This is a genomic window from Mucilaginibacter dorajii (assembly GCF_024808255.1).
GTDB classification, from domain to species: Bacteria; Bacteroidota; Bacteroidia; order Sphingobacteriales; family Sphingobacteriaceae; genus Mucilaginibacter; species Mucilaginibacter dorajii.
In genome coordinates this window covers 134,415-159,740 of record NZ_JANTYS010000001.1, presented here as the reverse complement: position 1 = coordinate 159,740, position 25,326 = coordinate 134,415, and the positions used below count along the sequence as shown (strand labels likewise).

Here is a 25,326-nt window from a genome sequence, read left to right as displayed (position 1 = left end):
CATTTAAAATACTGATGATCAGCGAAAAAGAATTCAACCGCGGTCCATTCAAGCCTTCATTTGCATTTCTCTGTTAAAAGCGCATATAACACCTGCCTAAATGCCCGGTATTCCAAAGTTATACCATGTATCAATTTTTTGAGCTGTAAGTGTTTTGCAACAATGTCGTTTTCAATCACTGTTGCCCCTTCTTTACTCATTTCGGCAAGATTTTTCATTTGCTGTTTCAGGACCTCCCCGATGTACAATTCGTGTGCTTCCAACTGATATAGGTCGATCTTTACTTGTTTGACTTTTTTAACCTGCTCAGGTTTCAGGCATCGCGCTATGTAGTCATCCATCATGTGATGCAGAAAAACGGTTTCAATTCTGAAAAATGTATTGTCGGCCGCCCATTCGTTCACAATGGAGTAGTCTTCTGTAATCAGTTCTGTTTGATCGGGGGTTTCCATTTTATTTATTTTTTGATATCTTGTTTCCATCCAGGTTTATGGCTTATACATTTGATCGTAGTATTCCTTAGCCAAACGCCCCGATGCAAAACCAGGGACGATATCCACCGCCGCACGTTTGATAATATTTAACCAATTGCCGGAGTTATTATAATACATTGGTATTACCGCGTTCTCCAGTACATCCATCAGGCTTTCACCTTCCAGCTTATCTTGCTCCACTACAGAAAGACTATCCAGCGCATTAGGAATCAGGAAACAGTTCTCCTGGTCAACTGCAAATTCCGGCACCCATCCATCGGGCAGCGAGAGGTTGATACTCCCATTCATGGCCGCTGTCATACCACTGGTTCCTGATGCTTCATGATACATCCTTGGGTTATTTAACCATACATCCGATCCTTTTTTTAGCAGTGCCGATAACTCCAGCTCATAACCTGTTAAAACAGCGCAGTTTTTAAAAGGTAGGGCACGACTGATAATCTGGTTAAACAAACCAATCCCCTCGCCGTCTTCCGGGTAGGGTTTCCCTGCCCAGATAATCTGCACCGGGAATTTGGAATTTTCAACAAGGCTGATAAACCTGCCCCAGTCCTGCATCATTAGGTCGGCCCGCTTGTAGCCGGCGAAGCGCCGGGCCCAAACAATAGTGAGCACGTTTTGGTCAAATAATTTACCACATTGATCGGCCACCACTTTAAACAACTCGCGTTTCATAGCCTTTTTCCGACTGATGATATCTTCATTATTACCTTTGGTAATAGCCTTGTCGATGACAGGATCAACCCAATACAACTTATTTTGCGCATTAGTAATAGCAGTAATCTCGCATACACCTGGGTAATTTCCCCACATTTGCCGGGCAACCTCGCCGTGCAATTTGGATACGCCATTAGCTTTATGCGAAAACTTGAGTGCCGCCAGTGTATAATTAAAATAATCCCCATCCAAGCCAAGCAATGATTTCACTTCGTGCTCCTGCAGATGATAGAAAAACGACATCTCTTTCAGTAGCCTGTAACTATGCGACTCATTGCCTGCCATTTCTGGCGTGTGGGTAGTAAATACTACCCTTTTCTTTACTTCGGCAAGGCTTTTATATTTGGCATGCAGGTAAAAGTTCAGCGATACTGAATGCCCTTCGTTCATATGGTAAACCTCCGGTTCGATGCCTAAAATATCCAGCAGCATGGCACCACCAATTCCTAAAACAATGGTCTGGGCTATGCGGGTGGATTCGTTGGGATCATACAAACTATGCGTGATCGATTTGGAGAGCTCGTCATTCTCCGGGAGATCAGTACTCAGCAAAAATAAAGGTGCCGAGCCAAAGGTTTCCGGCTTAAGCAACCACGCTTTGACATGTACAGGCGCATCATGCACCTGTACGGTAAATACAATTCTGGTATCGTGCAAAAAAGCGTATCGCTTTTCAATAAATTCGGGTTTCATAAAACCATTGCTGTCCCGTACCTGGTCATAGTACCCATATTTCCAAAGCATGCCGATGCCTACCAAATTTTGTTTCAGTTCATAGGCGCTCCTCAGGTGCGATCCGGATAAAAAGCCCAGGCCGCCGCTGTAGATCTTTAAGGCCTGGTCAATAGCAAACTCCATGGAGAAGTAGGCAACCGGGGTATTATATTTAGAGTCCGGCTCATAGCCAAACAGTGTTTTTGTATCAAACATATTAGTTGTGTATGCGGTATGGATGCCATGTAAATTGTGTATTGCTGATAGCGGCCGCCTCTACCAGTTGAATATTACTGTATACCAGATTGATATGCAGATCCTCGTAATGATCCATCCGGTACTGCAACAGTTTTGGCAGGCTCGCCTCTCCCCCACTTATCAACTGTTCAATATAGTTCAAGGCTCCCGCTTTGGCCTTTTCCATGGCCTGGCCTATATCTGCATATTGATCGTAACCTTCCCAGCCGGGTAAAAGCGAATAATTAATCCCGGCTATAACCGCGGGCCGGGGCCGAAAATCATTTGCCGAGAACGCCTGTAGCGCCGTATCGTTTTTAACCACCCTGTAGTAACGGTAGTAATAACGGTGTTTTAGTTGCGGGCTGCCGTTGTTAATTATGCTTTCCATTTCCAGTCGAGTATTTCGGGCATATCCTTGCCGTTAGTGTTGATGTAATGTTTATGCTCGATCAGTTTATCCAACAATAATTGTTTCAGGTAAACGCCCTTGCTACCGGTTTGCGGCAGGCGGTTTATCACATCGATAACCAGGTGAAATCTATCCATCTCGTTCAGTACCGTCATATCGAAAGATGTGGTAATGGTTCCCTCCTCTTTATAGCCACGCACATGCATATTCACGTTATTAGCGCGGTTGTAGGTAAGGCGGTGTACCAGCCACGGGTAACCATGGAAAGCGAATACCACGGGTTTGTTGGTTGTGAATAGCGCATCATAATCTTTATCTGTTAATCCGTGGGTATGTTCGGTGCTTTTTTGCAGCTTGAACAGGTCAACCACGTTAACCACTCTAATCCTTAGTTCGGGTAAATGTTCACGCAAAATAGATACTGCTGCCAGTGTTTCTAAAGTTGGCACGTCACCGCTGCAGCCCATGATCACATCCGGTTCGGCCTCCTGGTCATTACTGGCAAAATTCCAGATGCCTATGCCGCGGGTACAATGTTCAACCGCCTGCTCCATATTGAGCCATTGCGGCGCGGGGTGTTTGCCGGCTACAATCACGTTTACGTAATGGTAGCTGCGCAGACAATGATCCATCACCGATAACAAACAATTGGCATCGGGCGGTAAATACACCCTTACAATGGTGGCTTTTTTATTCACCACATGATCCAGGAAGCCGGGGTCCTGGTGTGTAAAGCCGTTATGATCCTGCCGCCAAACGGTTGAGGTTAGTAAGATGTTCAATGAAGCTATCCGCCTGCGCCATGGAAGTTCTAAACTGGCCTTAAGCCATTTGGCATGCTGGTTAAACATCGAATCGACAATATGAATAAACGCTTCGTAGCAATTAAACAGTCCATGCCTGCCGGTTAACAGGTAACCCTCTAACCAACCCTCGCATTGATGCTCGCTCAGCATTTCCATTACACTGCCGTCTGCTGCCAAAAACTCATCATGCAATTCCACAGGTGCATCCCATTGGCGATTAGTTGCTTCAAACACGGCATCCAACCTGTTAGATACAGTTTCATCAGGCCCAAAAATTCTGAAATTTCGTTGCTCCTGGTTCTCTTTGATCACATCCCGCAGGAAACGGCCACTAACGTAAGTATCTCCTTCCCCATCTGCGCCGGGGCTTGCCACTACGGTAGCATAATCCCTAAAATCAGGCAGGCGCAGGTCGCGCAATAAATTGCCGCCATTAGTATGTGGGTTGGCCCCCATTCGGCGTTCGCCTTTTGGTGCCAGTTCGGCCAGTTCGGCGATCAGTTTACCTTGCTCATCAAATAATTCTTCGGGGCGATAACTTTTCATCCAATCCTCCAGCATTTGCAAATGCTGGGGCGGTGCCGATGCAGAAACCGCCAGCGGGATCTGATGCGCCCTGAAGTTACCTTCAATTTTATAACCATCCACCTCTTTAGGGCCGGTCCAGCCTTTGGGCGACCGGAGGATGATCATCGGCCAGCGCGGGCGGTCGCCATTCGAGTGTTCAGCATCATATTTTACCTGTTTAATGCGGTCGATGGCATAATCAAGCGCAGCGGCCATATCCCGGTGCATCTGTTCGGGTTCATCACCCTCTACAAAGATGGGGTTCCAGCCATAACCGCGAAATAATTGTTCCAATTCTTCGTGCGTAATACGGGCCAAAACCGTTGGGTTAGAGATTTTGTAACCATTTAAATGCAGGATAGGCAAAACAGTACCATCAGTTAATGGGTTCAAAAATTTATTGGAATGCCAGGCCGTAGCCAGCGGACCGGTTTCGGCTTCACCGTCACCCACTACGCAAGCTACTATCAAATCGGGGTTATCAAACACAGCGCCGAATGAATGGCTTAGCGAATAACCCAGTTCGCCACCTTCGTGAATGGATCCCGGTGTTTGAGGTGATGCGTGGCTGGGAATACCGCCCGGGTAAGAAAACTGGGTGAACAATTTACGCAAGCCTTCTTCGTCCTCAGTAACATTGGGGTATACCTCCGTATAGGTTCCTTCCAGGTAAGTACCGGCAACTACGGCAGGACCACCGTGACCCGGACCGGAAACATAGATCATATTCAGATCGTACTTATTGATGATGCGGTTGAGGTGGGTATAAATAAAATTCTGCCCCGGCGTGGTTCCCCAATGCCCAAGCAGCATATTTTTCACATGCTCCAGCTTTAGGGGCTCTTTAAGCAAGGGGTTCTGCCGCAGGTACAATTGCCCTACACTCAGGTAATTTGCCGCACGCCAGTAAGCGTGCATCTTTTGCAATAGTTCGGCGGATAACTCCTCTGCTTCTATAGTTGATAATTCAGTTTTCATGGGTTTGATGTTTAATAATGGTTTGTGTATGTTGTGCTATCATTACTTCTTCATTAGTTTTCATCGCCAGTACCTTTACACGGCTTGTAGCTGATGAAATATTTTCTTTGTTATCGTGATTTGATTTTTTATCGAGATTGACTCCCAAAAAACCCAACTCCCCGCAAATGCGTTCGCGGATGATTTCAGAATTTTCGCCGATGCCACCTGTAAAAACAAGCATATCCATCCCGCCCATGGCGGCGGTCAAAGAGCCGATAAACTTCCGGGCCTGGTAACAGAATACGGTAATGGCAACCCTGGCTTTGGGATCTTCAGCTTCCAGCTGCAGCAATTCCTGCACGTCACTTTTACCCGCGATTGCTTTTAAACCGGATTCTTTACTGAGCAATTTATCGAGTTGTGCTGTTGTAAGTTTTCCCTGTTTCAGCAGAAATAATATTACACCCGGGTCCAGATCGCCCGAACGGGTACCCATTACCAAGCCACCTATCGGGCTAAGGCCCATGGTTGTTTCGATGCAGATGCCGTTTTTCACAGCGGCCATACTGGCACCGTTGCCCAAGTGAGCAATAATGATTTTACTCACTTTAATATGCTTTCTATCAATCTGATGCATAATGTACTCATAAGAAAGGCCGTGAAAACCGTAATGCAGTAACCCTTGCTCGCGGTATTTGGCCGGTAGTGGATAGTATTTAGCTTCGTCGGGCATATTGCGATGGAAGGCGGTATCGAAACAGGCTACCTGTTGCAATCCAGGAAAAGCGCGCCCAAATGTTTTAATTGTTCTGACTTCGTCTGGCAAATGATTGGGTGCCAGGTAAACAAAAGCCTGTAGGTTGTTTATTAACTCATCTGTGATTAGTTCGGGTTCGCGATGATCCGGCCCGCCTTGTACCAGGCGATGCCCAATGGCCAGCAAGCTGTTTTTATATTCGCTGGTTTTTAACCAATTGATAACTGCCTTTACTGCTCCATCCAGATTTTTGAAGCCAGATGACTGTTGCAAAACGGACTTTCCGTCTTTATAAATAGTTAAACTGCTGCCGGTGCTGCCAATAGTATCAACATTGCCGCTACATTCCTGCAACAGCGAACCGGATTGGTACAAACTGAATTTCAGGCTTGACGAGCCACAGTTGATGCTTAAGATATAGGAGGTTTGTTTTTCTGTCATGTTAATAGCAATCTATAGCAGCTGAACCGGCAACAAAACTACCGGCCATACCGCTTGTGAAAAATGACCGCAGGTGCGATAGCAAATGATATCAATCATTAATTGCCTGCACCTATTGGTGTGTAAAACTGTAACAGGACATGTAAACGGCCAAGCCGCTGTAGGAGAAGTGTAAAGAATATACCCTACCAAGGAGTAGGGATAGCTTTTGTTTTGTCCTCCAGGCAATAAAAATCCAGGATGCAAAAAAAATGACCTTCGTCACTTTTTTGCCTGAAAGTAATTACTTGTGGAGTGATCGCTTATGCTGATATTTGGGCAATGGCCATTCGGCCAAATCTACTTATGGAGAATGCAGCCCTTTTACGAGCGATAATTGACAATGCCATTGACGGTATTATCACCATTGATGCACGCGGCCAAATAGAATCGATCAACCCGGCGGCCTGTAAATTGTTCCAATACTCGCCGGAAGATGTTATCGGCAAAAATGTATCCGTATTGATGCCCCCGCCAGATAAGGAGCAACATGACGAATATCTTGGCCGTTACCAGCGTACCGGGCATGCCCATATTATAGGCATAGGCCGCGAGGTTACCGGGTTAAGAAAAGACGGCACTCACTTTCCGTTTCGGCTTGCTGTTAGCGAGGTTAAGTATTCGGGACGACAAATCTACGCAGGGTTCATCCATGACCTGAGCCGGGAAAAAGAAGCCGAGCATCAGCTTAAAGATTACGCCGCCCACCTGGAAGAACTGGTTGCAGACAGAACGCAATCGCTCCGGCAAACTGTAGAAGCTTTGAGCCAGGCTAAAGAAGAGGTGAGTCTATCGCTCGAAAAAGAAAAAGAACTGGGCCAGTTAAAAAGCCGATTTGTATCCATGGCTTCCCATGAGTTTCGGACCCCTTTAAGCGCGGTACAGCTTTCGGCCAGTTTGATTGATAAGTATGCGCAACCATTTGATAACTCAAATATAACAAAACACGTTGCCCGCATTAAACACGCGGTTGGCAACTTAACCGGCATCCTCAATGATTTCCTTTCATTAGAAAAATTGGAAGCTGGACGCGTTGAGCCCTCCTTTAATAACTTCGACCTGGTTAAGCTGGCAGAAGAAATAACAGAGGAAATGCAAATGCTGGCCAAACAAAATCAAAATATTATTTACCAGCATACCGGCATTAGCCACGTAGCCAATTTGGACGCTAACCTGCTAAAAAACTGCATCATCAACCTCATTGCTAACGCCATCAAATATTCTGGCGAAAATACCTTCATTGAGTTTAATACCGAGATCAACGCAGCCGGCTGCCATATCACGGTTAAAGACAACGGTATCGGTATTCCCGAAGCCGATCAAAAGCATTTGTTTGAAGCATTTTTCCGGGCGCACAACACTGGTAATATCCCGGGGACCGGGCTGGGCTTGAACATCGTAGCGCGATATGCCAGCCTGATGAATGGCATCATCGACTTTAAAAGCAATGTGAACAAGGGTACTTTATTCACCATTTCATTCCCTATACTATGAGCAAAAAAGTACTGGTTATTGAAGATAACCACGATATCCGCGAAAACATAGCCGAGATTTTGCAACTGGCGGGCTATACCGTATTTGAAGCCGACAATGGTAAAACTGGCATTGACATCGCCCTGAAAAGCAAACCCGATATTATCCTGTGCGACATTATGATGCCGGAATTGGATGGCTATGGCGTGCTTTTTATGCTAAACAAGCATCCCGAAATGGCTGCCGTACCTTTTATTTTTTTAACAGCTAAAGCAGAGCGGCTTGACCTGCGCAAAGGAATGGAAATGGGTGCGGATGACTATCTTACCAAACCATTTGATGATATGGAGTTGCTGAACGCTATTGAAACAAGGCTAAAAAAACAAGATAGCGTTCACCAGTTATACAGCAAAAGCCTGGACCGCCTGCAAAGCCTGGTCGCCAGGAATGATGGACTGGTCGAGCTGAAAAAAATAATTACCGAACGCAAAACCCGGCAATTTAAAAAAGGGCAGGTCATTTATTACGAAAGTGATAAAGGTTACGGGCTTTACCTGGTGATCAGCGGAAAGGTAAAAACCATCAAACAGGCCAACGACGGCCGGGAATTAATGACCGGCATGTACACAGCAGATGATTACCTGGGGATTCATGCGATATTGAGCAACGAACCTTATCCCGATACCGCAACCGCGTTAGAAGACTCCCTGCTTTGCCTGATTCCCAAAGATCAGTTAGATGAATTATTGAACCAGTACCCCGAAGTAGCCCGCGCGTTTATCAAATTACTGGCCAATGATATCCGCGAAAAGGAAACGCAATTGCTGCAACTGGCTTATCATTCGGTAAGGAAAAAAATGGCCGAAGCGATATTACGTATTTACCGCCAGCAGAATGCAGCAGACATGAGCTTTAAAATAGCCCGCGAAGACCTGGCAGCTATGGCCGGCATGGCTACTGAAACTGTAAGTCGCACCCTGGCCGATTTTAAAGATGAAGGCCTGATTGATAAAAAGGGAGGCACCATAAGTATATTGGACCTGGTTAAGCTGGAAAAGATGAAAAACTGACCAGTATCATATTTTTGCCTGATTTGGAACATGGGCAGAGTATAATCTAAGCGCTAATTTTGTTTAATAAAACAGAACAGGATGAAAGCGGTAGCTTATAGTATCAAACCTTTTGAAAAAGAGTACCTGGCCAAAGCCAACGAAAAAAAGCACGACATCACGCTGATATCCAACGCACTGAGCCCGGATACAGCTATTTACGCGGAAGGCAAAGATGCAGTCATTGTATTTACTAATGATGATGTATCGGCTGTTGTGATAGAAAAACTGGCCAAATCGGGTGTAAAATATATCGTAACCCGTTCTACCGGCACCGATCATATCAATAAAGAAGCCGCTGCTCAGTTTGGTATTAAAATAGCCAACGTACCATCCTATTCGCCACAGGCCATTGCCGAACACGCGGCTGCCATAGCCTTTGCGCTAAACCGTCACCTGGTAACCGCAGACCAACATAGCCATAACTTTGATTTCAGGAACGATGAACTCATCGGTTTTAATTTTTCTGGTAAAACAATAGGCCTTATTGGCCTTGGTAATACAGGTAAAGCTGTGGCTAAAATATTTAATGGTTTGGGCTGTAAGGTAATTGCCTGCGATCCTGACTTTCCTGAAGATATACCGAATGTAGAACCTGTGAGTTTAGATGTGCTGCTAATCACCGCCGATATTATCTCTTTGCATTTGCCGCTTACACCAGCCACAAAACATATCGTAAAAAGAGAAACGATAGAGAAAATGAAAAACGGTGTGATGCTGATCAATACCTCCAGGGGAGCACTCATTCGAACAACAGATGCAATAGCGGCATTAAAAAGCGGCAAAATAGGTTATTTGGGTTTGGATGTGTATGAATTTGAAAAAGGCCTGTTTTTTGAAGACCATGAAGGCGACATGGTTAAAGATCCTTTGCTGCACAGTTTACTGAACTACCCAAACGTGCTGATTACCCCACACCAGGCCTATTTGACCAAAGAAGCACTGCAGGAAATAGCCGACCAAACTATCAAAAACCTCGACCTATGGCAGCAAAATAAATGTGTAGGTAAAGCCTGCATTTGCCAAAAAGACTGCAACGCGGTTGATAAAGTACAATTGTAAAACACTACGCGATGCCTGTTCCTGAAAACAATAACCTAACCGCAAAATACAATGTGGCTTTGCCGCGGTATACCAGTTATCCAACCATGCCTTATTGGGATATTGCCCGGTTTAACAAAAATGACTGGAAAAAAACAGTAAAACGATCCTTTAAAGAAAGCAACCCTAAAGAAGGGATAAGTCTTTACATACACCTCCCCTTTTGCGAAAATCTGTGCACCTATTGCGGGTGCAATATCCGCATCACCAAAAACCACCGTGTTGAAGAGCCATACATTAATGCGCTGCTATTGGAGTGGGCTATGTACAAGAATATTTTTGGCCACAAACCCCTTATCCGCGAAATTCATCTTGGCGGCGGAACGCCGACATTTTTTAGTGCAGCAAACTTGAAAATGCTGATTAGCGCAATCCTTCTTTATGCAGATATTCATCCCGAAGCAGCATTCAGCTTTGAAGCCCATCCCGCTAATACCACAGTAAACCATTTACAGGTATTATATGATCTTGGATTCAGGCGATTAAGCCTTGGCATCCAGGATTTTGACCCAAAGGTACAGGCAATTATTAATCGCCAGCAAAGCTTTGCGCAGGTGCAGGCTGTAACCAGTCAGGCGCGCCGCATTGGTTACACATCTGTTAATTATGATCTCATCTACGGCCTTCCGCTACAAACGTTGCATGGTTTAGCCACTACTATACAACAGGTTGCGGAGTTAACGCCCGATAGGATAGCTTTTTACAGTTATGCGCACGTACCCTGGATAAAACCTGGCCAGCGTCATTTTACAGAGAACGACCTGCCTAATGCCGAAGCCAAAAAAAAATTACACGAAACGGGGCGGGCCTTATTGCATAGCTATAGGTACCTTGAGATAGGCATGGATCATTTTGCACTGGCTGGTGATCAATTGTTTACAGCCATGAAAAATGGCCAACTGTACCGCAACTTTATGGGCTATACAGACCAGCACACCCAACTATTGATTGGGCTTGGGGTATCTGCTATCAGCGATTCGGCATATGCGTTTGCTCAAAATGTAAAAAATGTAGAGGAGTACCTGCAGTTGGTAAAACAGGGAGAATTACCGGTGTTTAAAGGTCACTTGTTAACACCTGATGACCTCATTATCCGCAAGCATATCCAAAATATCATGTGTAAAGGAAATACAACATGGAATCACCACCAGGAGCCTTGCCCCTCACTATTTGAAGGTCTGGAACGTTTACAACCACTGGTAGATGACGGGTTGATAGAACTCAACTCCTGGGGATTAAAAGTTACCCCATTAGGCCAGGGATATTTAAGAAATATCTGCATGGCTCTTGATGCAAGGCTTTGGGCGGATAAACCAGCCACGCAGCTTTTTAGCATGGCCATATAATTAAAAAGGAGAACCTGTTTTAGATTCTCCTTTTCATTAACATAGCTGACATTATCAATCAGGTTGGGCAATTTCCAATACTACCCTACCCTCTATCTCTCCTTTTTTCATCTCGTCAAATACCGAATTGATATCTTCCAGTTTAGCTGTATGAATAGTAGCTTTTACTTTGCCATCTAATGCAAATTCAATTGCTTCCTGCATATCTTTCCGCGTACCTACTATGGAACCACGAACAGTGTAGCGGTTAATCACGGTATCAAAAATTGGCAGGTCGAAACTCCCCTTAGGCAATCCGTTTAAAGCAATGGTACCTTTTCGTCGTAAGGTCGAGATCCCTTGTTTAAAAGCAATAGGCGAAACCGCCGTAACTAATACGCCGTGCATCCCACCGGTTTCTTTCTTTAAAAATTCGCCAGGATCCTGCTCCAGTGCATTAACAGTTAAATCGGCACCTAAATTCTTTGCCAAATTCAGCTTATCACCGGCAATATCAATAGCCGCCACATGCAGCCCCATCGCTTTGGCATACTGAACGGCCAGGTGACCTAAACCACCGATACCGGAAATGGCTATCCATTCACCCGGTTTGGCTTCGGTTTCTTTAATGCCTTTATAAACAGTAACACCAGCGCAAATGATAGGCGCCATTTGCGTAAAGTTAATATTTGCCGGAAAATGCGCTACATAACGTGAATCGGCCGTAACGTATTCTGCAAAGCCACCATCTACACTGTAACCACCATTTTGCTGGGTATCGCAAAGTGTTTCCCAGCCAGTAATACAAAATTCGCAGCAACCGCAGGCGCTAAACAGCCAGGGCACACCTACAATATCGCCTTCCTTTACATTTTTAACTCCCTGGCCAAGGGCTACTACATAGCCCAGGGCTTCATGCCCGGGTATCAGCGGTAGTTTAGGCTTGGCGGGCCAATCGCCCTGGCAGGCGTGCAGGTCGGTATGGCAAACTCCACAAGCGATCACTTTCACTACTATTTGATTTTCGCCGGGTTCTTTTACCAGCATTTCTTCGATGTGCAGCGGCTGTCCAAATTCATGGATCACCGCCGCCTTCATTTTTTTAGGGAGCATATGTTTTTGTTAGGGATGTAATTGATTTACAATATAAATAAGGCCAGCATTACCAGGTGAATAAGCACACTTGCAGCAAAGAAATTCAATACGGTTCTGATACCGGAGCCACCCATACCTGCAATAATATTGGCGAAAAACAGGATCATCGTAATGCCCAATACAATAATAGGTGCATCATAATAATACATCAGCACCGCGGGGATAGGCAGAAATAGCACACCCTGAATCATCAATGAAACCAGGAACCATGCGGTTTTGCTACCCGCCTGGCTATCAGCAAAAGCCAGCCATTTGTTCCATAAAGTAGTATTATTGTTTTGATTGGTTGTTGTTACTTCCCAGGTTGGGGCGTTCAATTTAAAAGTTGCCATGATTGATATGTTTTAATGATCAAAGATGGCTTTTAAAGCAGTTTTGCACCATGACGGGCATCTGACTACAAAGTGACCTTCATCACTTTTCGATTTTCAGCGGGTGGTGTAATTGTTGGTAGTAACGTTTAATTGCTATGCGAAAAACATCGTACAATAAGGTAAAAATCAGTAAAAAAGCAGGTATAAAAAAAGAAAAAAACTGAATAAAACGGAACAAATAAGCACCACCAAGCGCACCACCCATAAAAAACAAAATGATAGCCGAGCGAAGCTTGACCCGCGATATCAACGCGGCACGATCATCAGCATTTTTTTGAAGCAGTTGTGCCAGCTCAATACCAAGGTCGGTAAAGGTACCGGTTAAATGGGTTGTTCGTACAACCGAACCCGACACCATAGATACCAGTGAATTTTGCAGGCCCATGGCAAAAAGCAAACTCCCTGCAAAAATCTCTTTTGCCACCAAACTATGGTTATACCGGTAACCCAATAAGGCTACTGCAAGTAATATGATAATTTCTATAAGGATTGGCACAACGTAGGAAAAGCGCTGGTTGCGGCCGATACGGGAAACAATAGAGCCAGATACAAAAGCACCGGCTAAAAACAGGAACATCCACAACGCGATGACGCGCGCCGCTTTCCAATCCTGCAAGGCAATACGTTCGGCAAAAAGCGCGACGTGGCCGGTTACATTGGTGGTTAAAACCGCAAACCCTAAAAAGCCCGCTGCGTTAACAAACCCGGCTGTTAAACCCAGCAGAGAAGCCAGTTTAAAATTGTGCCCGTAAGTTCTTTTGGTACCCAGGTGCCGTAACATAAAAGTTAAAATTTATTAATGACAAACGCCAATACCCGTCGAATGCACCTTTGGGCTAAGGTATGGAATATCCAGGTTTAACCCACGCAGGACAAACCAAAAACCAAGGCAAACCATAAGGTAAGGCATGGTACGGTTAATACGGCGGCGAATGGATGGCCCGATAAAGCCTGAGCTGATGGTAGCCAATAACATAAGCGGAAAAGTACCCATGCCAAACCAAAACATATATTGAGCGGCAGCCAACGATGATGACGTATTAATAGCGCCAACCAGCGCCAGGTAAACAAAACCACAGGGCAAAAAACCATTAAGTAAACCAATGATCAGATGCCCGGCCTTGTGTTGCAGTGCATAGCCAAGCAAGCGGTTAATTGGCGATAATAATTTATTCATCATGATGCTTTGCCCCAACCTGATCTTGAATAAACGGCTAAAACCAGCCATAATGATCAGCATTCCACTAAACAGACTTACACCTTGCTGCAGCCCCGCCATCCAGAGTTGCCTGCCCATTAACCCTATAAGCAATCCTAAAAAAGAATAGGTAATAACCCGGCCAATATTGTATAGCAATTTATCACTAACAATAAACCACCATTTGGTTTGGAAGGATGGGATAGCCAACGCAAGCGGCCCGCACATACCTATACAATGTACGCTGCCAAATAAACCTATAAAAAAAGCGATGCTGTTGGTGCTCATTTGATGTAGATCTCCTGCTGATACAAATATTCCTTATGGTTACTTTCCCAATTCAATACTACCTGCCATTTGCCTGCCACCATTGTTTGAACAGGAACGATGATATTTTTCCCGTTTGCACTATCAACTTTAACAGTATTGTCTAACGCTTCATTTGATGGCCTTACAAACCTGATAGACCCTGATGCAGGCTTTACAAAAATGACCTTAACCGTTTTACCGGTTACCTCAATTAACGGGCGGGCATGATCGGTTTCAACCCGCCGCTCCTTATTAAAATCTTTGTCGAAATTTAAACCTTTTTCATAATACTCATGATCGTAACCATCTTCGGGTATCATAAACATATATACGCACATGCTGATGATAAACAGCATAAAAAGTACCATTCCGCCAATAATTCCTTTTCCCCAGTTCATATGTTAATCGTTTACAGGCCCTACAAACGCTGTATTTACCGTTTGTATAACCTGGTGGTTTTGAATAAGCTGTAAGCCTACCATTGTTTTTGCTTCATGAATATGGCTTACCGGGATCAACAGAAAGAAGACCGTTTTTACGGCTGTACCTCCATTGATGGCACCCGGTGCCTGTATATATTTTACTTTAACAGCAGGATCAACCGGCTGTATGGTAACGAGTTTATTAGTCTTGGTTTTGTTAATGACCTCGGCGTTGTATATGTTACTTACATAACCGCCCGGCTGTTCCTGATAAAGCATTCCGGCACCGCGCATAACTGTGATATTCAAATCGCTGCGGCTGAAGATGAAGTAGCACAGTATGGTGATGAGTACGGTTATCACTGCCGTGTATGCCTTCATCCTGCCGGTAAACGCGGGTTTCACCCGGTTTTGGATCATGTTTTCTGAAAAAAAGCCAACCAGGTTAGCCGGCTTTTTAATTTTGATCATCACCTCGTTACATACATCGATACAGGCGGTACAATTGATGCATTCCATCTGCGTGCCATTGCGAATATCGATGCCTGTGGGGCAAACGGATACGCATAAGCCGCAATCAACGCAATCCCCTTTGGAGGCATTTAGCCCGGCATCCCTGGATAATTTGCCACGCGGCTCACCACGTACCTCATTATAGGCAACCACTAAAGTATTTTGATCAAGCAACACCCCTTGTAAACGGCCATACGGACAAATCACCGTGCATACTAATTCGCGCACCTGGCTGTATACCAAATAAAAGATGATAGTAAACACCCAGATACTGATAAAGCCCGACCAATGCAAAGTGATTGGTTCTGTAATGATCTTTAACAGGCTTTCGCTCCCGATAAGATAAGCCAGAAAGGTATTTGCAATGAGGAATGAAAAAAACAGGAACAAGAGGTGTTTACCGGTTTTCTTCATTACTTTTTCCTTATCCCATGGTTTTGCATCCAAGGCTCTGCGTTTCCCGGCATCCCCTTCTATCCAAAATTCAATCTTGCGGAAAACCATCTCCATAAAAATAGTTTGCGGACAAATCCACCCACAAAATATCCGTCCAAACACGATGGTGAACAACACAATACAAACCAGGAACACCAGCGTGGCCAGCACAAAAAGAAAAATATCCTGCGGCCAAAAAACCTGTCCCAGTATCACAAACTGCCGATCCATAAAATTGAGCAACAGCAAAGGCTGCCCGTTGATGCGTATAAACGGACCGGCAAAAAAAGTCACCAGGTAAAAATAACTTACCCAACTGCGCCATTTATATAAAATACCTTTACGCAGCAGCGGGTACATCCACTTCCGTTCTCCTGTTTCCTTTGCTGCCAGTAATCCGTCCATAATTATTTGATTGCGACAAGCTGATCATTTGCCGGTGCTTCTTTGGTACCCTGCGGTTCTTTTGCCCCGGCAGGGTTAGTACCATGCAATGATTTTACGTAATTAGCCACATCGGCTATTTGCTTTGGCGATAATTGCTTTTCCCAGGTAGGCATGCCTTTGGCCAATACACCGTATTTAATAGTCTTGAAGAGATCGTTAATTTTACCGCCATGCAGCCAATAATCGTCCGTAAGGTTTGGCCCCACATTACCTTCGGCATGTTCACCATGGCAGGGTTTGCAATTTTGAATAAAAATTGCCTGCCCGGCGCTTATTACAGCCGGATCATTTACAAGCTTTACCGTATTTTCATCAACCTGGTTGGCTGCCTTGCTCAGGTACAATTTTTTGGCAATATCAGCCTGTGCCATTTCTGTTTTATACTCATCGTATTGTAACTGCCCGGTATGAAAAACATGGTAATTGAGCAAATACCCCCCGGCAAAAATGATGGTTGCATAAAACAGGTACATAAACCAGCCCGGGATAGGATTATCCAACTCCTGTATACCGTCATAATCATGCGCAATCAACAATTCCTTTTCTTCGGCCAGGGGCCGTAACGAAAGCAGTTTGTTCCAAACCTCTCCCTTGGGCTTTTTCTCCTTTTTAGGCGGATGCATTTCTGCCTCAATCTCGGCTTTGGTATATCCCTGGGACTTAAGGATCACCATAGTGATTACCTTAAATGCACGCAATAATACCAGCATAGCAATTACGATAAGTAACAGCATGATGATGATAGCGCCATAGGCGATATAATTCTGAAGATCGCCGGGGATAAGGTTATCAGCTGATGCAGTGCCTGTTACCCCCATCAGTGTAAATATTAAACCTATACTATAACGCTTCATAACCTGCCGTGCTTTTTAGGTTCATTAATTCCGTCGTGCAGCGGCATATCGCTCATATGGGCAACATGTTCTTTACGCAGCCTGATAAGCATTATGGTTACTACAACAAAAAATACAAAGAATATACCAAGGGAAAAAAGCAGGTATCCCTGGTTCGCGGTAATGTTTTCTGTGAATTGCTTAAACATGATGTGGTTATTTATTGTTGGTTTTATTGGCTTTAATATCAACCCCTAACCTTTGCAGGTAGGCTATAATGGCAATGATCTCTTTATTGCTTTTTACCTTAATATGGTCTGTCGCCAGGTTATCAGAGATACCTTTGGCTTGTTTATCTAAATCTGCATTGGCCTTATCTTCATACCCTAAGGCATACGGAACGCCCAGCGTGCGCATGGCATTGATTTTTGACCGTGTTGTTGTAGTATCCAGTTTTTGCGAGATCAGCCAATCATAATTAGGCATAATACTACCAGGCGACATCAGCCTTGGATCCATCAGGTGATTATAATGCCATGCGTTGCCATATTTTTGTCCCTCCCTGGCTAAATCGGGGCCGGTACGTTTAGATCCCCATAAAAATGGGTGGTCGTACACAAATTCACCGGCTTTACTGTATTCGCCATACCGCTCTGTTTCTGACCGGAACGGCCTTACAGTTTGCGAGTGGCAATTAGAACAACCTTCGCGGATGTATAGATCCCTCCCCTGTAGTTCCAGCGGAGTATAAGATTTAACACTTGCTATAGTTGGGATATTGGATTTGATGGTAAGTGTTGGCATTAGCTCCACAAAGGTGCCTACCAATATCACCACCAGTGCCGCAATCATCAGTTGGATAGGTTTACGCTCCAGTGTGCGATGCCAGCTATGTTCTTTTACCACGGTGTTTGCAGGTGCTAATGGCATGGCCTGCGCCGCCTCATTGGCAACCAAACTTCCCTGCATCATGGTGCGGGCCAGGTTATAGGCCATCACAATAACTCCTAACAGATACATAGCCCCACCTGCAGACCGCATCATGTGCATGGGCAAAATCTGCAAAGTAGTTTCTAAAAAGTTAGGATACTTCAGCATGCCTTCGGGAGTAAATTCCTTCAGCATCAGGCTTTGCGTAAAACCTGCCCAGTACATGGGTATGGCATAAAACAAGATCCCCAGCGTGCCAATCCAAAAGTGAAAAGCAGATAGCTTTTTAGAGAATAATTCCGTTTTATAAATGCGTGGAATAACCCAGTACAGGATTGCAAAAGTTAAAAACCCGTTCCATCCCAGTGCACCTACGTGTACGTGCGCAATGATCCAGTCGCTAAAGTGGGCAAAACCGTTTACCTGTTTTAACGATAACATGGGGCCTTCAAAGGTGGCCATACCGTAAGCGGTTAAACCAACCACCATAAATTTCAGTACCACATCATCACGTACCTTATCCCATGCACCACGCAGGGTTAGTAAGCCATTGATCATGCCCCCCCAGCTTGGCGCTATCAGCATAATAGAAAAAGCGATGCCTAATGATTGCGCCCAACCCGGTAAAGTGGTATACAGCAAATGGTGCGGCCCGGCCCAGATATAAATGAATATCAGCGCCCAAAAATGCAGGATACTTAACTTATAAGAATAGATGGGCCTGTTGGCCATTTTGGGCAAAAAGTAATACATCATGCCCAGGTAAGGCGTAGTTAGGAAAAAGGCTACCGCGTTATGGCCGTACCACCACTGTACCAGGGCATCCTGCACACCCGCATAGATATAATAACTTTTAAAGGCCGATATGGGCAGCTCCATCGAGTTAACGATGTGTAAAACGGCAATGGTTACAAATGTGGCGATGTAAAACCAGATAGCTACATACAAATGCCGCTCGCGCCGTTTAAATATGGTACCAAACATATTTACGCCAAACACTACCCAAATGAGGGTGATGGCGATATCTATGGGCCATTCCAGTTCGGCGTATTCATGGGAGGTAGTAAAGCCTAAGGGCAGTGTTATTACTGCCGATACAATAATAAGCTGCCAGCCCCAGAAATGAATTTTGCTTAACCAGTCGCTATACATGCGGGCCTTTAAAAGGCGCTGCAATGAATAATAAACGCCCATGAAAATGGCATTACCTACAAAAGCAAAAATCACAGCGTTGGTGTGCAACGGGCGGATGCGGCCATAGGTAGTATATTGATTATTCATGTTCATGCCGGGGGCATACAGTTGTATGGCAATGATGAGACCTACCGTCATGCCGATGATCCCCCAGATCACGGTTGCAATACCAAAATTGCGGACGATCTTATTATCGTAGTAAAATTTTTCGGGCTGCATAGTTGTTTTTATGATGTTGTAAAATTAGATGGAGCTGCGTTGGTTACGAATGACAGGCATTGCCTGGAAACATGATAGCGGTCACTTTTCTGCGGGCGGTTCTTCCTCGTCATCCAACAGGATGCGCATAGATGGTGTGTACAGGTCATCGTTTTGCCCGCTGCGCTGCGCCCAAAAAAAGGCAGCTAAAAAAACCAGGGCCAGCAATACGCTGCAGCCAATGAGTAAGTAAATAATGCTCATGCCAGTTTCCTTTTTCTGGCCGCCAAATGCGTTGCCAGGCTGGTGAATGCTATAATAGTTACCGTACTTAAAGGCATTAGTATAGCCGCTGTTAAGGGCGAAAGCTTACCCGTTACCGCGTAACTCAGCCCGATAAGGTTATAAGTGAGGGATATCAGGAATGAAAAGCGGATGATGTTCACAGTATCTTTAGAGAACCTTAGGAATGCCGGTAATTTATGAAAGGACCGTCCGTCCATAATAGCATCACTACCTGGCGAAAAATTGTTAACATCGTCGGTAACGGCAATTCCCAAATCGCTTTGTTTTAAAGCGCCGGCATCGTTTAGGCCATCTCCTACCATCATCAACTGCCTCCCCTGTTGTTGCAGGGTTTGTACAAAGTCAAGCTTACTTTGCGGCGATTGGCTGAAAAGCATAGTGTTGGGCGTTTTAAAAAAACGAGTCAACTCTTCGCGTTCATGATCCTGATCGCCCGAAAGTAAAAAGGTGTGATAGGCTGGTTCAAGTTTTCTTATATTATCCATACCATCGCGGTATTGATGCGTAAATTCAAAAAAGCCAAGCATTTCTTCGTCCAGCATCAGGTAAACTTTACTAACCTTGTCTTCTATTTCTTTATAACCTAAAACCAATTTTGAACTGCCTATGCGCAGCCGGTGACCCTCTATAGTCGCCAGGATGCCCAGGTTAGGAATTTCGGCATAGCGGGTTATAGCAAGCCTTTGCTGGTTACCCAGATACTGGCAAATTATACGGCTTAAGGGATGGGTGGAATTGATACAGGCGCTGTAAATAAGCAACTGTTCTTTTGCCGATAAAAGCCCGTCTATTTTTATTTCCTGGCTCCCTCCAGTGGTGATGGTGCCCGTTTTGTCAAAAACAATGGTATCAATTGCCGCCATTTGCTCCACCACGGCCACATTTTTAAGGTAAAAGAAATTACGATCAAATATGGACAGCGCCGCCGACATGGTAAAAGGTGTACTAAGGGCAAGCGCGCATGGGCAGGCTACTATGAGCACCGCTGTAAAAGCAGCAAAGCCTCGTCGTACATCCGTTGGCAGCCAAAAAAACAGCGAGCCAAAGGCGATTGCCAGCAACACCACCGTAAAATACCGACTAACCTTTTCATTAAAAGTTTGCATCCGGTTATCTTTTTGCCGTGTAAAGGCTTCATTGTTCCACAGTTGGGTAAGATAACTTTGGTAAACGGGCTTTACTACTTCCAGTTCAATTGCCTCGCCGGTTTGCCTTCCTCCTGCATAAACTACTTCGCCCCAGGTTTTCTTTACCGGGATGCTTTCACCGGTTACAAAACTAAAATCAATAAGGGCCTCTCCTTTTAATAATATAGCATCGGCAGGTATGATCTCGTTATGACGGATAAGCATCCGGTGACCGGTTTTTAGTTGAGCCAACGAAACAGGCTTATCTACGTTATCTTCAATAATATGAACCGCCACCGGAAAAAATGACCGGTAATCCCGCTCAAAAGAAATGTGGTGATATGTTTTTCTCTGTACCAGTTTGCCTACCAATAAAAAGAAAACCAGCCCACAAAGGGTATCAGCAAAACCGGCACCACTGCGTGTAATAACTTCGGCACAGGTACGGATAAACAATACCCCAATGCCCAATGCCAGCGGAAAATCAATCCCTACTATTTTTTGCTTCAGGTTTTGCCAGGCTGCTATGAAATATCCCCTTCCGCTATAAAACACAACAGGTAACGTAAACAAAATATTGAGCCAGCCAAAAAAGTGTTTAAAAGTGGTTTCGTAATCTGATAGCCCAAAATACTCAGGGAAGCTCAGCAACATCACATTACCAAAACAGAAACCTGCAACAGCAATTTTTTGCACCAGATTATCCTTAATAAGCCCGTTTTGCTTTTTGATGATATCCTGCAGGCTGATGAGCGGTTCGTAGCCTATATCGTACAACAATTCAACCACCTCCTGCAGGTTTATTTTTTGGTTATCAAAACGAATGTTGAGTTGCTTTTTCAAAAAATCAACCCGGCAGTAATGAATAGCCGGATTGATGGTGTTCAATTGCTCTAACAACCAAAGGCATGAACTGCAATGGATATGCGGGATAAAAAAGGTTACAATGGTGATCTGGCTATCGGTATAATCTACCAGTTCGGTGATGATATCTGCCGAGCTTAAATAATCAAAGCGTTTATCTGTACGTGCCCTGGTAGCGCCAGGATGTTCATTATAACTATAATAATTGGCCAGTTTACTGGAAGCGAGTACCTCAAAAACGGTTTTACATCCATGGCAACAAAAGGTTTTATCCTCAATAATATAACTGCTCGTTAAACAATCATCGCCGCAATGGTAACAGGCAACTTTTTCCAGAGTCTTGCTTTCGGTCATCTTTTGGATTTTAATATCCAAAGCTGCCGGTTTATAACCTATCAATGCGTGACCATCAATACTTCAGAAAGTGATCTTCGTCAATTTTAGAAGCCGTGGTACCACATAGCTTTGGCAATGGTATCTGCCGATAAAAGCAGGTACTCAATTAATATTATTTATGAGCCATACTTTTCATATCCCTGTTTTAGGTTTGGGCTATTCTATTGATACCCCGCTTAAAGTATCCCGTTACGGCATAGCTTCCGTAGTATCCATTGTTGATGATGAACTGATAGAGCGCATGCGCGAATACCATTCGTTAGAAAATGAGAGGCCGTTTATGCCGATACTAAAGTCGGCACCGGATGCGCGTGCGAAACGGATCACGGCCTATCTTGACCTGGTAGCCGATTTGGTGGACAAACAATTTGATTACCTGCTCAGCCAGCCATTCGAAAAAGGCAGTGACATTTGCAGGTACTTTGAACTATTGCCCGAAGGTTCGCAGTTAAAGGCCGGTTATGATTTGATGATGGATTATCCCGAAGGTGAAAATAAAGAATTGTTTCAACTGATTCTGCGACGCATGATGACCAAGGGCGCTATCGATGTAAATATCATGTCGAAAGTAGACCGGATGAATTTTAGCGCCAATGGCGACTATATGGGTGATGAAAACACCGATGCCCAGGCGGCCTTGCGCGGATTTGCCAATAGTAGCCTGCATTCCTCGGTTATACTATCGGCAGGTATGAATCCCAAATTGTACAGCTACCTGGAAACTTTTGATAGTTTTTTTCCGGATGAACAAGGTATCCTGAAAAAAAAGATCGTTTTAAAAGTAAGCGATTTCCGGTCGGCATTAATCCAGGCCAAGTTCCTGGCAAAAAAAGGCTTGTGGGTATCCGAGTTCCGGGTTGAATCGGGTCTGAACTGCGGCGGGCATGCTTTTGCAACCGAAGGTTATCTGCTGGGGCCCATACTGGAAGAGTTTAAACAAAAACGCGATGACATGGTGCTTGAACTATTCCAGTTATATGAACCTGTGTTATTACAAAAAGGCATCACCTGTGTAATGGTGCCTAAACAAAAACTGAGCGTTCAGGGCGGCATAGGCACGGCTGCCGAAAATGATTTTTTATTAAAGCATTACCAGGTGGATGCAACTGGTTGGGGCAGCCCGTTTTTATTGGTACCAGAAACAACTAATGTTGATGATGACACCATAATGGCTTTAACCGGCGCGGCCGAATCAGATTATTACCTGAGCGCGTCATCTCCATTAGGCATCCTGTTTAATAATTTTAAACCGGCAAGCGCCGAAACCCAAAGGATAGCCAGAATTGAAGCCGGCAGGCCCGGCAGCCCCTGCGTAAAAAAATACCTGTGCACCAATACCGAATTTACGGCACAGCCCATTTGCACTGCCTCCAGGGAATATCAGCATTTAAAGATCAACCAGTTACAAACGCTTCAACTTGAAGCCGGCGAATATCAACAACAATATGATGCCGTTACCGAAAAAATTTGCCTGTGCGAGGGTTTGTGCGCATCAGCGTATATCAAATATAACATCAGCAAACCCAAAGAAAATAAAGCGGTAGCCGTTTGCCCAGGCCCTAACCTCGCTTATTTTAACCGCACCTATTCGCTGGATGAAATGGTAAAACACATTTACGGAAAACTTGATTTACTTGACCAGGTTAAACGGCCGCACATGTTTATCAAAGAATTAAACCTGTATATTGATTATTTACAAACAGATATGCAAAAACACCTGAAGGAACTAACAGATAAGAAAACAAAACAGTTTGGCAAATTTAAAGAGCAGCTGATAAGCGGTATAGCCTATTACAAACAACTTTTTAACGAATTACTACCCGACGACCAGACATCGGTCCTGATGCAAACACTTTATGCCGAACTTGGGGTAGCGGAGCATAAATTGCACTGCACACTTATTTAATGCCGTTCGTCAGCTAAACTATCTCACAAAAAAATGGCACCCGATAAAGGTGCCATTTTTATTTAGAACAAAACTTGTCTTTACTTATTCGGCGGCTGGGAACACCAGTAAAGGAACGGCGATATGACCGGCCATTTTTTCGCAATGACTGCTTTTCAATAATTTATAAAAAAAGCTATGCGGGCGATGTACCATTACCAGCATATCTACCTGCCCGTGCTCGCATAACCAGCCCAGGCCTGTTTCCATGTGGCTGTTTTTTACGCTACGGTAATAGATATGAGGATAATTGGCTTTGTTAGAGATCTCTGTCATGAAATGCTCAATAGTTTTTTTAATTGCCGGCGATTGTATGTCTTCACTATAAATGTGGGTGAGCAAAATATCGGCACCTAATAGTTTAGCGAGGGGAATGAGGTGATATAAACTCTTCAGGTCGCTTTCCGGGTCTGCAAAATCTGTGGCAAAGGCTATTTTCTGAACAGGCGCGATTTCGGTTTCCGGCGATATCAGCATCAGTGGTTTGGTGGTATTATTGATCATATTACTGCTGTGGTTACCTAATAAAAACTGGCTTAAGCCGCTACTGCCATGGGTACCCATTACCACCAGGTCAACCACGCTGTTGCTTACATAACTTTGCACCACATCGGTAACAGTCCCCGGCCCGTTTTTAAAGCTGATAGCAGGTTTAAAGTCATGCCCATGATCCGTTTTTTCGAGATGGATTTTTAACTTTTCAAGTTCATCAGAACTATCCTCCAACAAGGTGTCTGTTTCTTCCATTGGCCACACCACCAGCCCCGCCTGCGGAACTTCGGCAGGAATAATAACGGCATTGCATAATATGATGCCAGCTTTGATCTGCTTGGCAAGTTTATAGGCGTATTCGGCAGCATGCCTGGCATTGGCCGAAAAGTCGGTAGCAACAAGTAAGGTTTTCATGATTTGAGTATTTATTTGTTGCTGTAAAGTTGGGGAAAACGCTGGGAGAGAATAATGACGATGGTCATTATGTGGGATGATATTAAGTTAGACGTCTCCGTTATCTTTGTAAATAAATCACCTACCAAATTTCTCTAAGATTAGTCATTTTCTTATCGTTGTACAACGATTAATTGGATTAACCACACATGATTGACCCCAGTTGGCCAATTTTAAAATGACCACCATTAGTGCTTAAGTTCAGGGCCTTAGTCGAGGGTAGTAAATTGGCGGAGTGGGGTCAACGGAATTGGTTTTTCCACTACAGTAAACCACCATCTGAAAATCTGATTGAAATGGACTTTTGTTTTGTAAAAACCCGACTTTGTTATATTTAAAGCATTCATATACACCCTGGTATATCAAAGCAATTTGCATATTTGTGATTCAGATGATTAAAAGAAATTTAAAACATACTTTCTCGCTCCTAAACGTTGACTATGTGAGGCTTAACGCAAAATGGAATTACAGCAATGTGATCAGCCCATATTACCGTATATATTATATAGATGATGGAGAAGGTGATATATCAGATGCGGCCTGTTCATTGAAGCTTGAACCAGGCTATTTGTACATTATTCCG

Annotated in this window: 22 protein-coding genes; 5 read left to right on the top strand and 17 right to left on the bottom strand. The window is 44.4% G+C overall.

What is annotated here, in order from left to right; translation table 11 throughout:
* Positions 1 to 56: 56 nt before the first annotated feature.
* From FHS10_RS00550 to FHS10_RS00530, 5 genes are read right to left on the bottom strand one after another with little or no spacing between them, the layout of a single operon-like run.
* On the bottom strand, positions 57 to 452 hold the full coding sequence (locus FHS10_RS00550) for a hypothetical protein (RefSeq protein WP_259086677.1): 396 nt from the start codon (positions 450 to 452) through the stop codon (positions 57 to 59).
* A 36-nt stretch (positions 453 to 488) separates the two neighbouring features.
* Positions 489 to 2,141 (bottom strand): alpha-glucan family phosphorylase, encoded by a 1,653-nt coding sequence (glgP, locus tag FHS10_RS00545; RefSeq protein WP_259086676.1) that lies wholly within the window; start codon positions 2,139 to 2,141, stop codon positions 489 to 491.
* A gap of 1 nt (position 2,142) precedes the next feature.
* Positions 2,143 to 2,553 carry a hypothetical protein gene (locus FHS10_RS00540; protein WP_259086675.1) on the bottom strand — a complete coding sequence of 137 codons (411 nt, stop codon included), beginning with the start codon at positions 2,551 to 2,553 and terminating at the stop codon, positions 2,143 to 2,145.
* A complete protein-coding gene (locus tag FHS10_RS00535; protein WP_259086674.1) occupies positions 2,541 to 4,925 on the bottom strand; it encodes a phosphoketolase family protein in 2,385 nt (794 codons plus the stop codon). The genes FHS10_RS00540 and FHS10_RS00535 overlap by 13 nt, the downstream gene beginning before the upstream one ends.
* Entirely contained in the window at positions 4,915 to 6,105 is a 1,191-nt protein-coding gene (locus tag FHS10_RS00530) for an acetate/propionate family kinase (protein WP_259086673.1), read from the bottom strand. The genes FHS10_RS00535 and FHS10_RS00530 overlap by 11 nt, the downstream gene beginning before the upstream one ends.
* A 345-nt stretch (positions 6,106 to 6,450) precedes the next feature.
* On the opposite strand from FHS10_RS00530, the gene FHS10_RS00525 reads away from it, so the two are divergent.
* The 4 genes from FHS10_RS00525 (at position 6,451) to hemN (ending at position 11,173) form a co-directional block, all read left to right on the top strand.
* A complete protein-coding gene (locus tag FHS10_RS00525) occupies positions 6,451 to 7,638 on the top strand; it encodes a PAS domain-containing sensor histidine kinase (RefSeq protein WP_259086672.1) in 1,188 nt (395 codons plus the stop codon).
* On the top strand, positions 7,635 to 8,687 hold the full coding sequence (locus FHS10_RS00520) for a response regulator (RefSeq protein WP_259086671.1): 1,053 nt from the start codon (positions 7,635 to 7,637) through the stop codon (positions 8,685 to 8,687). The genes FHS10_RS00525 and FHS10_RS00520 overlap by 4 nt, the downstream gene beginning before the upstream one ends.
* A gap of 81 nt (positions 8,688 to 8,768) precedes the next feature.
* Positions 8,769 to 9,788 (top strand): 2-hydroxyacid dehydrogenase, encoded by a 1,020-nt coding sequence (locus FHS10_RS00515; protein ID WP_259086670.1) that lies wholly within the window; start codon positions 8,769 to 8,771, stop codon positions 9,786 to 9,788.
* An 11-nt stretch (positions 9,789 to 9,799) separates the two neighbouring features.
* Positions 9,800 to 11,173 carry an oxygen-independent coproporphyrinogen III oxidase gene (gene hemN / locus FHS10_RS00510; RefSeq protein WP_259086669.1) on the top strand — a complete coding sequence of 458 codons (1,374 nt, stop codon included), beginning with the start codon at positions 9,800 to 9,802 and terminating at the stop codon, positions 11,171 to 11,173.
* Between the two features lie 54 nt (positions 11,174 to 11,227).
* On the opposite strand, the gene adhP is transcribed toward hemN, so the two are convergent.
* The 11 genes from adhP to FHS10_RS00455 form a co-directional block, all read right to left on the bottom strand.
* The gene (gene adhP, locus FHS10_RS00505) at positions 11,228 to 12,265 is read right to left on the bottom strand and encodes an alcohol dehydrogenase AdhP (RefSeq protein ID WP_259086668.1); all 1,038 of its coding nucleotides are present in this window, start codon (positions 12,263 to 12,265) and stop codon (positions 11,228 to 11,230) included.
* Between the two features lie 26 nt (positions 12,266 to 12,291).
* Positions 12,292 to 12,639, bottom strand: coding sequence for a hypothetical protein (locus tag FHS10_RS00500; protein WP_259086667.1), 348 nt, complete (start codon positions 12,637 to 12,639; stop codon positions 12,292 to 12,294).
* A gap of 82 nt (positions 12,640 to 12,721) precedes the next feature.
* On the bottom strand, positions 12,722 to 13,462 hold the full coding sequence (locus FHS10_RS00495) for a YoaK family protein (RefSeq protein ID WP_259086666.1): 741 nt from the start codon (positions 13,460 to 13,462) through the stop codon (positions 12,722 to 12,724).
* A gap of 15 nt (positions 13,463 to 13,477) precedes the next feature.
* Positions 13,478 to 14,167, bottom strand: a complete 690-nt coding sequence (locus tag FHS10_RS00490) for a sulfite exporter TauE/SafE family protein (protein WP_259086665.1) — start codon at positions 14,165 to 14,167, stop codon at positions 13,478 to 13,480.
* The gene (locus FHS10_RS00485) at positions 14,164 to 14,586 is read right to left on the bottom strand and encodes a FixH family protein (RefSeq protein WP_259086664.1); all 423 of its coding nucleotides are present in this window, start codon (positions 14,584 to 14,586) and stop codon (positions 14,164 to 14,166) included. The genes FHS10_RS00490 and FHS10_RS00485 overlap by 4 nt, the downstream gene beginning before the upstream one ends.
* Before the next feature lie 3 nt (positions 14,587 to 14,589).
* Positions 14,590 to 15,963 (bottom strand): cytochrome c oxidase accessory protein CcoG, encoded by a 1,374-nt coding sequence (ccoG, locus tag FHS10_RS00480; RefSeq protein WP_259086663.1) that lies wholly within the window; start codon positions 15,961 to 15,963, stop codon positions 14,590 to 14,592.
* 2 nt (positions 15,964 to 15,965) lie between these two features.
* Positions 15,966 to 16,859, bottom strand: coding sequence for a cbb3-type cytochrome c oxidase N-terminal domain-containing protein (locus FHS10_RS00475; RefSeq protein WP_259086662.1), 894 nt, complete (start codon positions 16,857 to 16,859; stop codon positions 15,966 to 15,968).
* Positions 16,856 to 17,047 (bottom strand): hypothetical protein, encoded by a 192-nt coding sequence (locus tag FHS10_RS00470; RefSeq protein WP_259086661.1) that lies wholly within the window; start codon positions 17,045 to 17,047, stop codon positions 16,856 to 16,858. Before FHS10_RS00470 ends, FHS10_RS00475 begins: the two co-directional genes overlap by 4 nt.
* Positions 17,048 to 17,054: 7 nt before the next feature.
* Positions 17,055 to 19,181, bottom strand: coding sequence for a cytochrome-c oxidase, cbb3-type subunit I (ccoN, locus tag FHS10_RS00465; protein ID WP_259086660.1), 2,127 nt, complete (start codon positions 19,179 to 19,181; stop codon positions 17,055 to 17,057).
* An 81-nt stretch (positions 19,182 to 19,262) separates the two neighbouring features.
* On the bottom strand, positions 19,263 to 19,424 hold the full coding sequence (gene ccoS, locus FHS10_RS00460; RefSeq protein WP_259086659.1) for a cbb3-type cytochrome oxidase assembly protein CcoS: 162 nt from the start codon (positions 19,422 to 19,424) through the stop codon (positions 19,263 to 19,265).
* Positions 19,421 to 21,811: a heavy metal translocating P-type ATPase gene (locus FHS10_RS00455; protein ID WP_259086658.1), complete on the bottom strand. Its 2,391-nt coding sequence runs from the start codon at positions 21,809 to 21,811 to the stop codon at positions 19,421 to 19,423. The genes ccoS and FHS10_RS00455 overlap by 4 nt, the downstream gene beginning before the upstream one ends.
* Positions 21,812 to 21,971: 160 nt before the next feature.
* Here FHS10_RS00455 and FHS10_RS00450 point away from each other — a divergent pair, with 160 nt between their 5' ends.
* On the top strand, positions 21,972 to 23,759 hold the full coding sequence (locus FHS10_RS00450) for a hypothetical protein (protein ID WP_259086657.1): 1,788 nt from the start codon (positions 21,972 to 21,974) through the stop codon (positions 23,757 to 23,759).
* A gap of 84 nt (positions 23,760 to 23,843) precedes the next feature.
* Here FHS10_RS00450 and FHS10_RS00445 read toward each other — a convergent pair whose 3' ends face one another.
* The gene (locus FHS10_RS00445) at positions 23,844 to 24,704 is read right to left on the bottom strand and encodes a universal stress protein (RefSeq protein WP_259086656.1); all 861 of its coding nucleotides are present in this window, start codon (positions 24,702 to 24,704) and stop codon (positions 23,844 to 23,846) included.
* Positions 24,705 to 25,326 lie beyond the last annotated feature (622 nt).

What these genes read in the sequence shown, in the direction of transcription:
- FHS10_RS00550 (WP_259086677.1), bottom strand. Translation starts at nt 452, where the DNA reads ATGGAAACCCCCGATCAAACAGAACTGATTACAGAAGACTACTCCATT.
- glgP (WP_259086676.1), bottom strand. Translation starts at nt 2,141, where the DNA reads ATGTTTGATACAAAAACACTGTTTGGCTATGAGCCGGACTCTAAATAT.
- FHS10_RS00540 (WP_259086675.1), bottom strand. Translation starts at nt 2,553, where the DNA reads ATGGAAAGCATAATTAACAACGGCAGCCCGCAACTAAAACACCGTTAT.
- FHS10_RS00535 (WP_259086674.1), bottom strand. Translation starts at nt 4,925, where the DNA reads ATGAAAACTGAATTATCAACTATAGAAGCAGAGGAGTTATCCGCCGAA.
- FHS10_RS00530 (WP_259086673.1), bottom strand. Translation starts at nt 6,105, where the DNA reads ATGACAGAAAAACAAACCTCCTATATCTTAAGCATCAACTGTGGCTCG.
- FHS10_RS00525 (WP_259086672.1), top strand. Translation starts at nt 6,451, where the DNA reads ATGGAGAATGCAGCCCTTTTACGAGCGATAATTGACAATGCCATTGAC.
- FHS10_RS00520 (WP_259086671.1), top strand. Translation starts at nt 7,635, where the DNA reads ATGAGCAAAAAAGTACTGGTTATTGAAGATAACCACGATATCCGCGAA.
- FHS10_RS00515 (WP_259086670.1), top strand. Translation starts at nt 8,769, where the DNA reads ATGAAAGCGGTAGCTTATAGTATCAAACCTTTTGAAAAAGAGTACCTG.
- hemN (WP_259086669.1), top strand. Translation starts at nt 9,800, where the DNA reads ATGCCTGTTCCTGAAAACAATAACCTAACCGCAAAATACAATGTGGCT.
- adhP (WP_259086668.1), bottom strand. Translation starts at nt 12,265, where the DNA reads ATGCTCCCTAAAAAAATGAAGGCGGCGGTGATCCATGAATTTGGACAG.
- FHS10_RS00500 (WP_259086667.1), bottom strand. Translation starts at nt 12,639, where the DNA reads ATGGCAACTTTTAAATTGAACGCCCCAACCTGGGAAGTAACAACAACC.
- FHS10_RS00495 (WP_259086666.1), bottom strand. Translation starts at nt 13,462, where the DNA reads ATGTTACGGCACCTGGGTACCAAAAGAACTTACGGGCACAATTTTAAA.
- FHS10_RS00490 (WP_259086665.1), bottom strand. Translation starts at nt 14,167, where the DNA reads ATGAGCACCAACAGCATCGCTTTTTTTATAGGTTTATTTGGCAGCGTA.
- FHS10_RS00485 (WP_259086664.1), bottom strand. Translation starts at nt 14,586, where the DNA reads ATGAACTGGGGAAAAGGAATTATTGGCGGAATGGTACTTTTTATGCTG.
- ccoG (WP_259086663.1), bottom strand. Translation starts at nt 15,963, where the DNA reads ATGGACGGATTACTGGCAGCAAAGGAAACAGGAGAACGGAAGTGGATG.
- FHS10_RS00475 (WP_259086662.1), bottom strand. Translation starts at nt 16,859, where the DNA reads ATGAAGCGTTATAGTATAGGTTTAATATTTACACTGATGGGGGTAACA.
- FHS10_RS00470 (WP_259086661.1), bottom strand. Translation starts at nt 17,047, where the DNA reads ATGTTTAAGCAATTCACAGAAAACATTACCGCGAACCAGGGATACCTG.
- ccoN (WP_259086660.1), bottom strand. Translation starts at nt 19,181, where the DNA reads ATGCAGCCCGAAAAATTTTACTACGATAATAAGATCGTCCGCAATTTT.
- ccoS (WP_259086659.1), bottom strand. Translation starts at nt 19,424, where the DNA reads ATGAGCATTATTTACTTACTCATTGGCTGCAGCGTATTGCTGGCCCTG.
- FHS10_RS00455 (WP_259086658.1), bottom strand. Translation starts at nt 21,811, where the DNA reads ATGACCGAAAGCAAGACTCTGGAAAAAGTTGCCTGTTACCATTGCGGC.
- FHS10_RS00450 (WP_259086657.1), top strand. Translation starts at nt 21,972, where the DNA reads ATGAGCCATACTTTTCATATCCCTGTTTTAGGTTTGGGCTATTCTATT.
- FHS10_RS00445 (WP_259086656.1), bottom strand. Translation starts at nt 24,704, where the DNA reads ATGAAAACCTTACTTGTTGCTACCGACTTTTCGGCCAATGCCAGGCAT.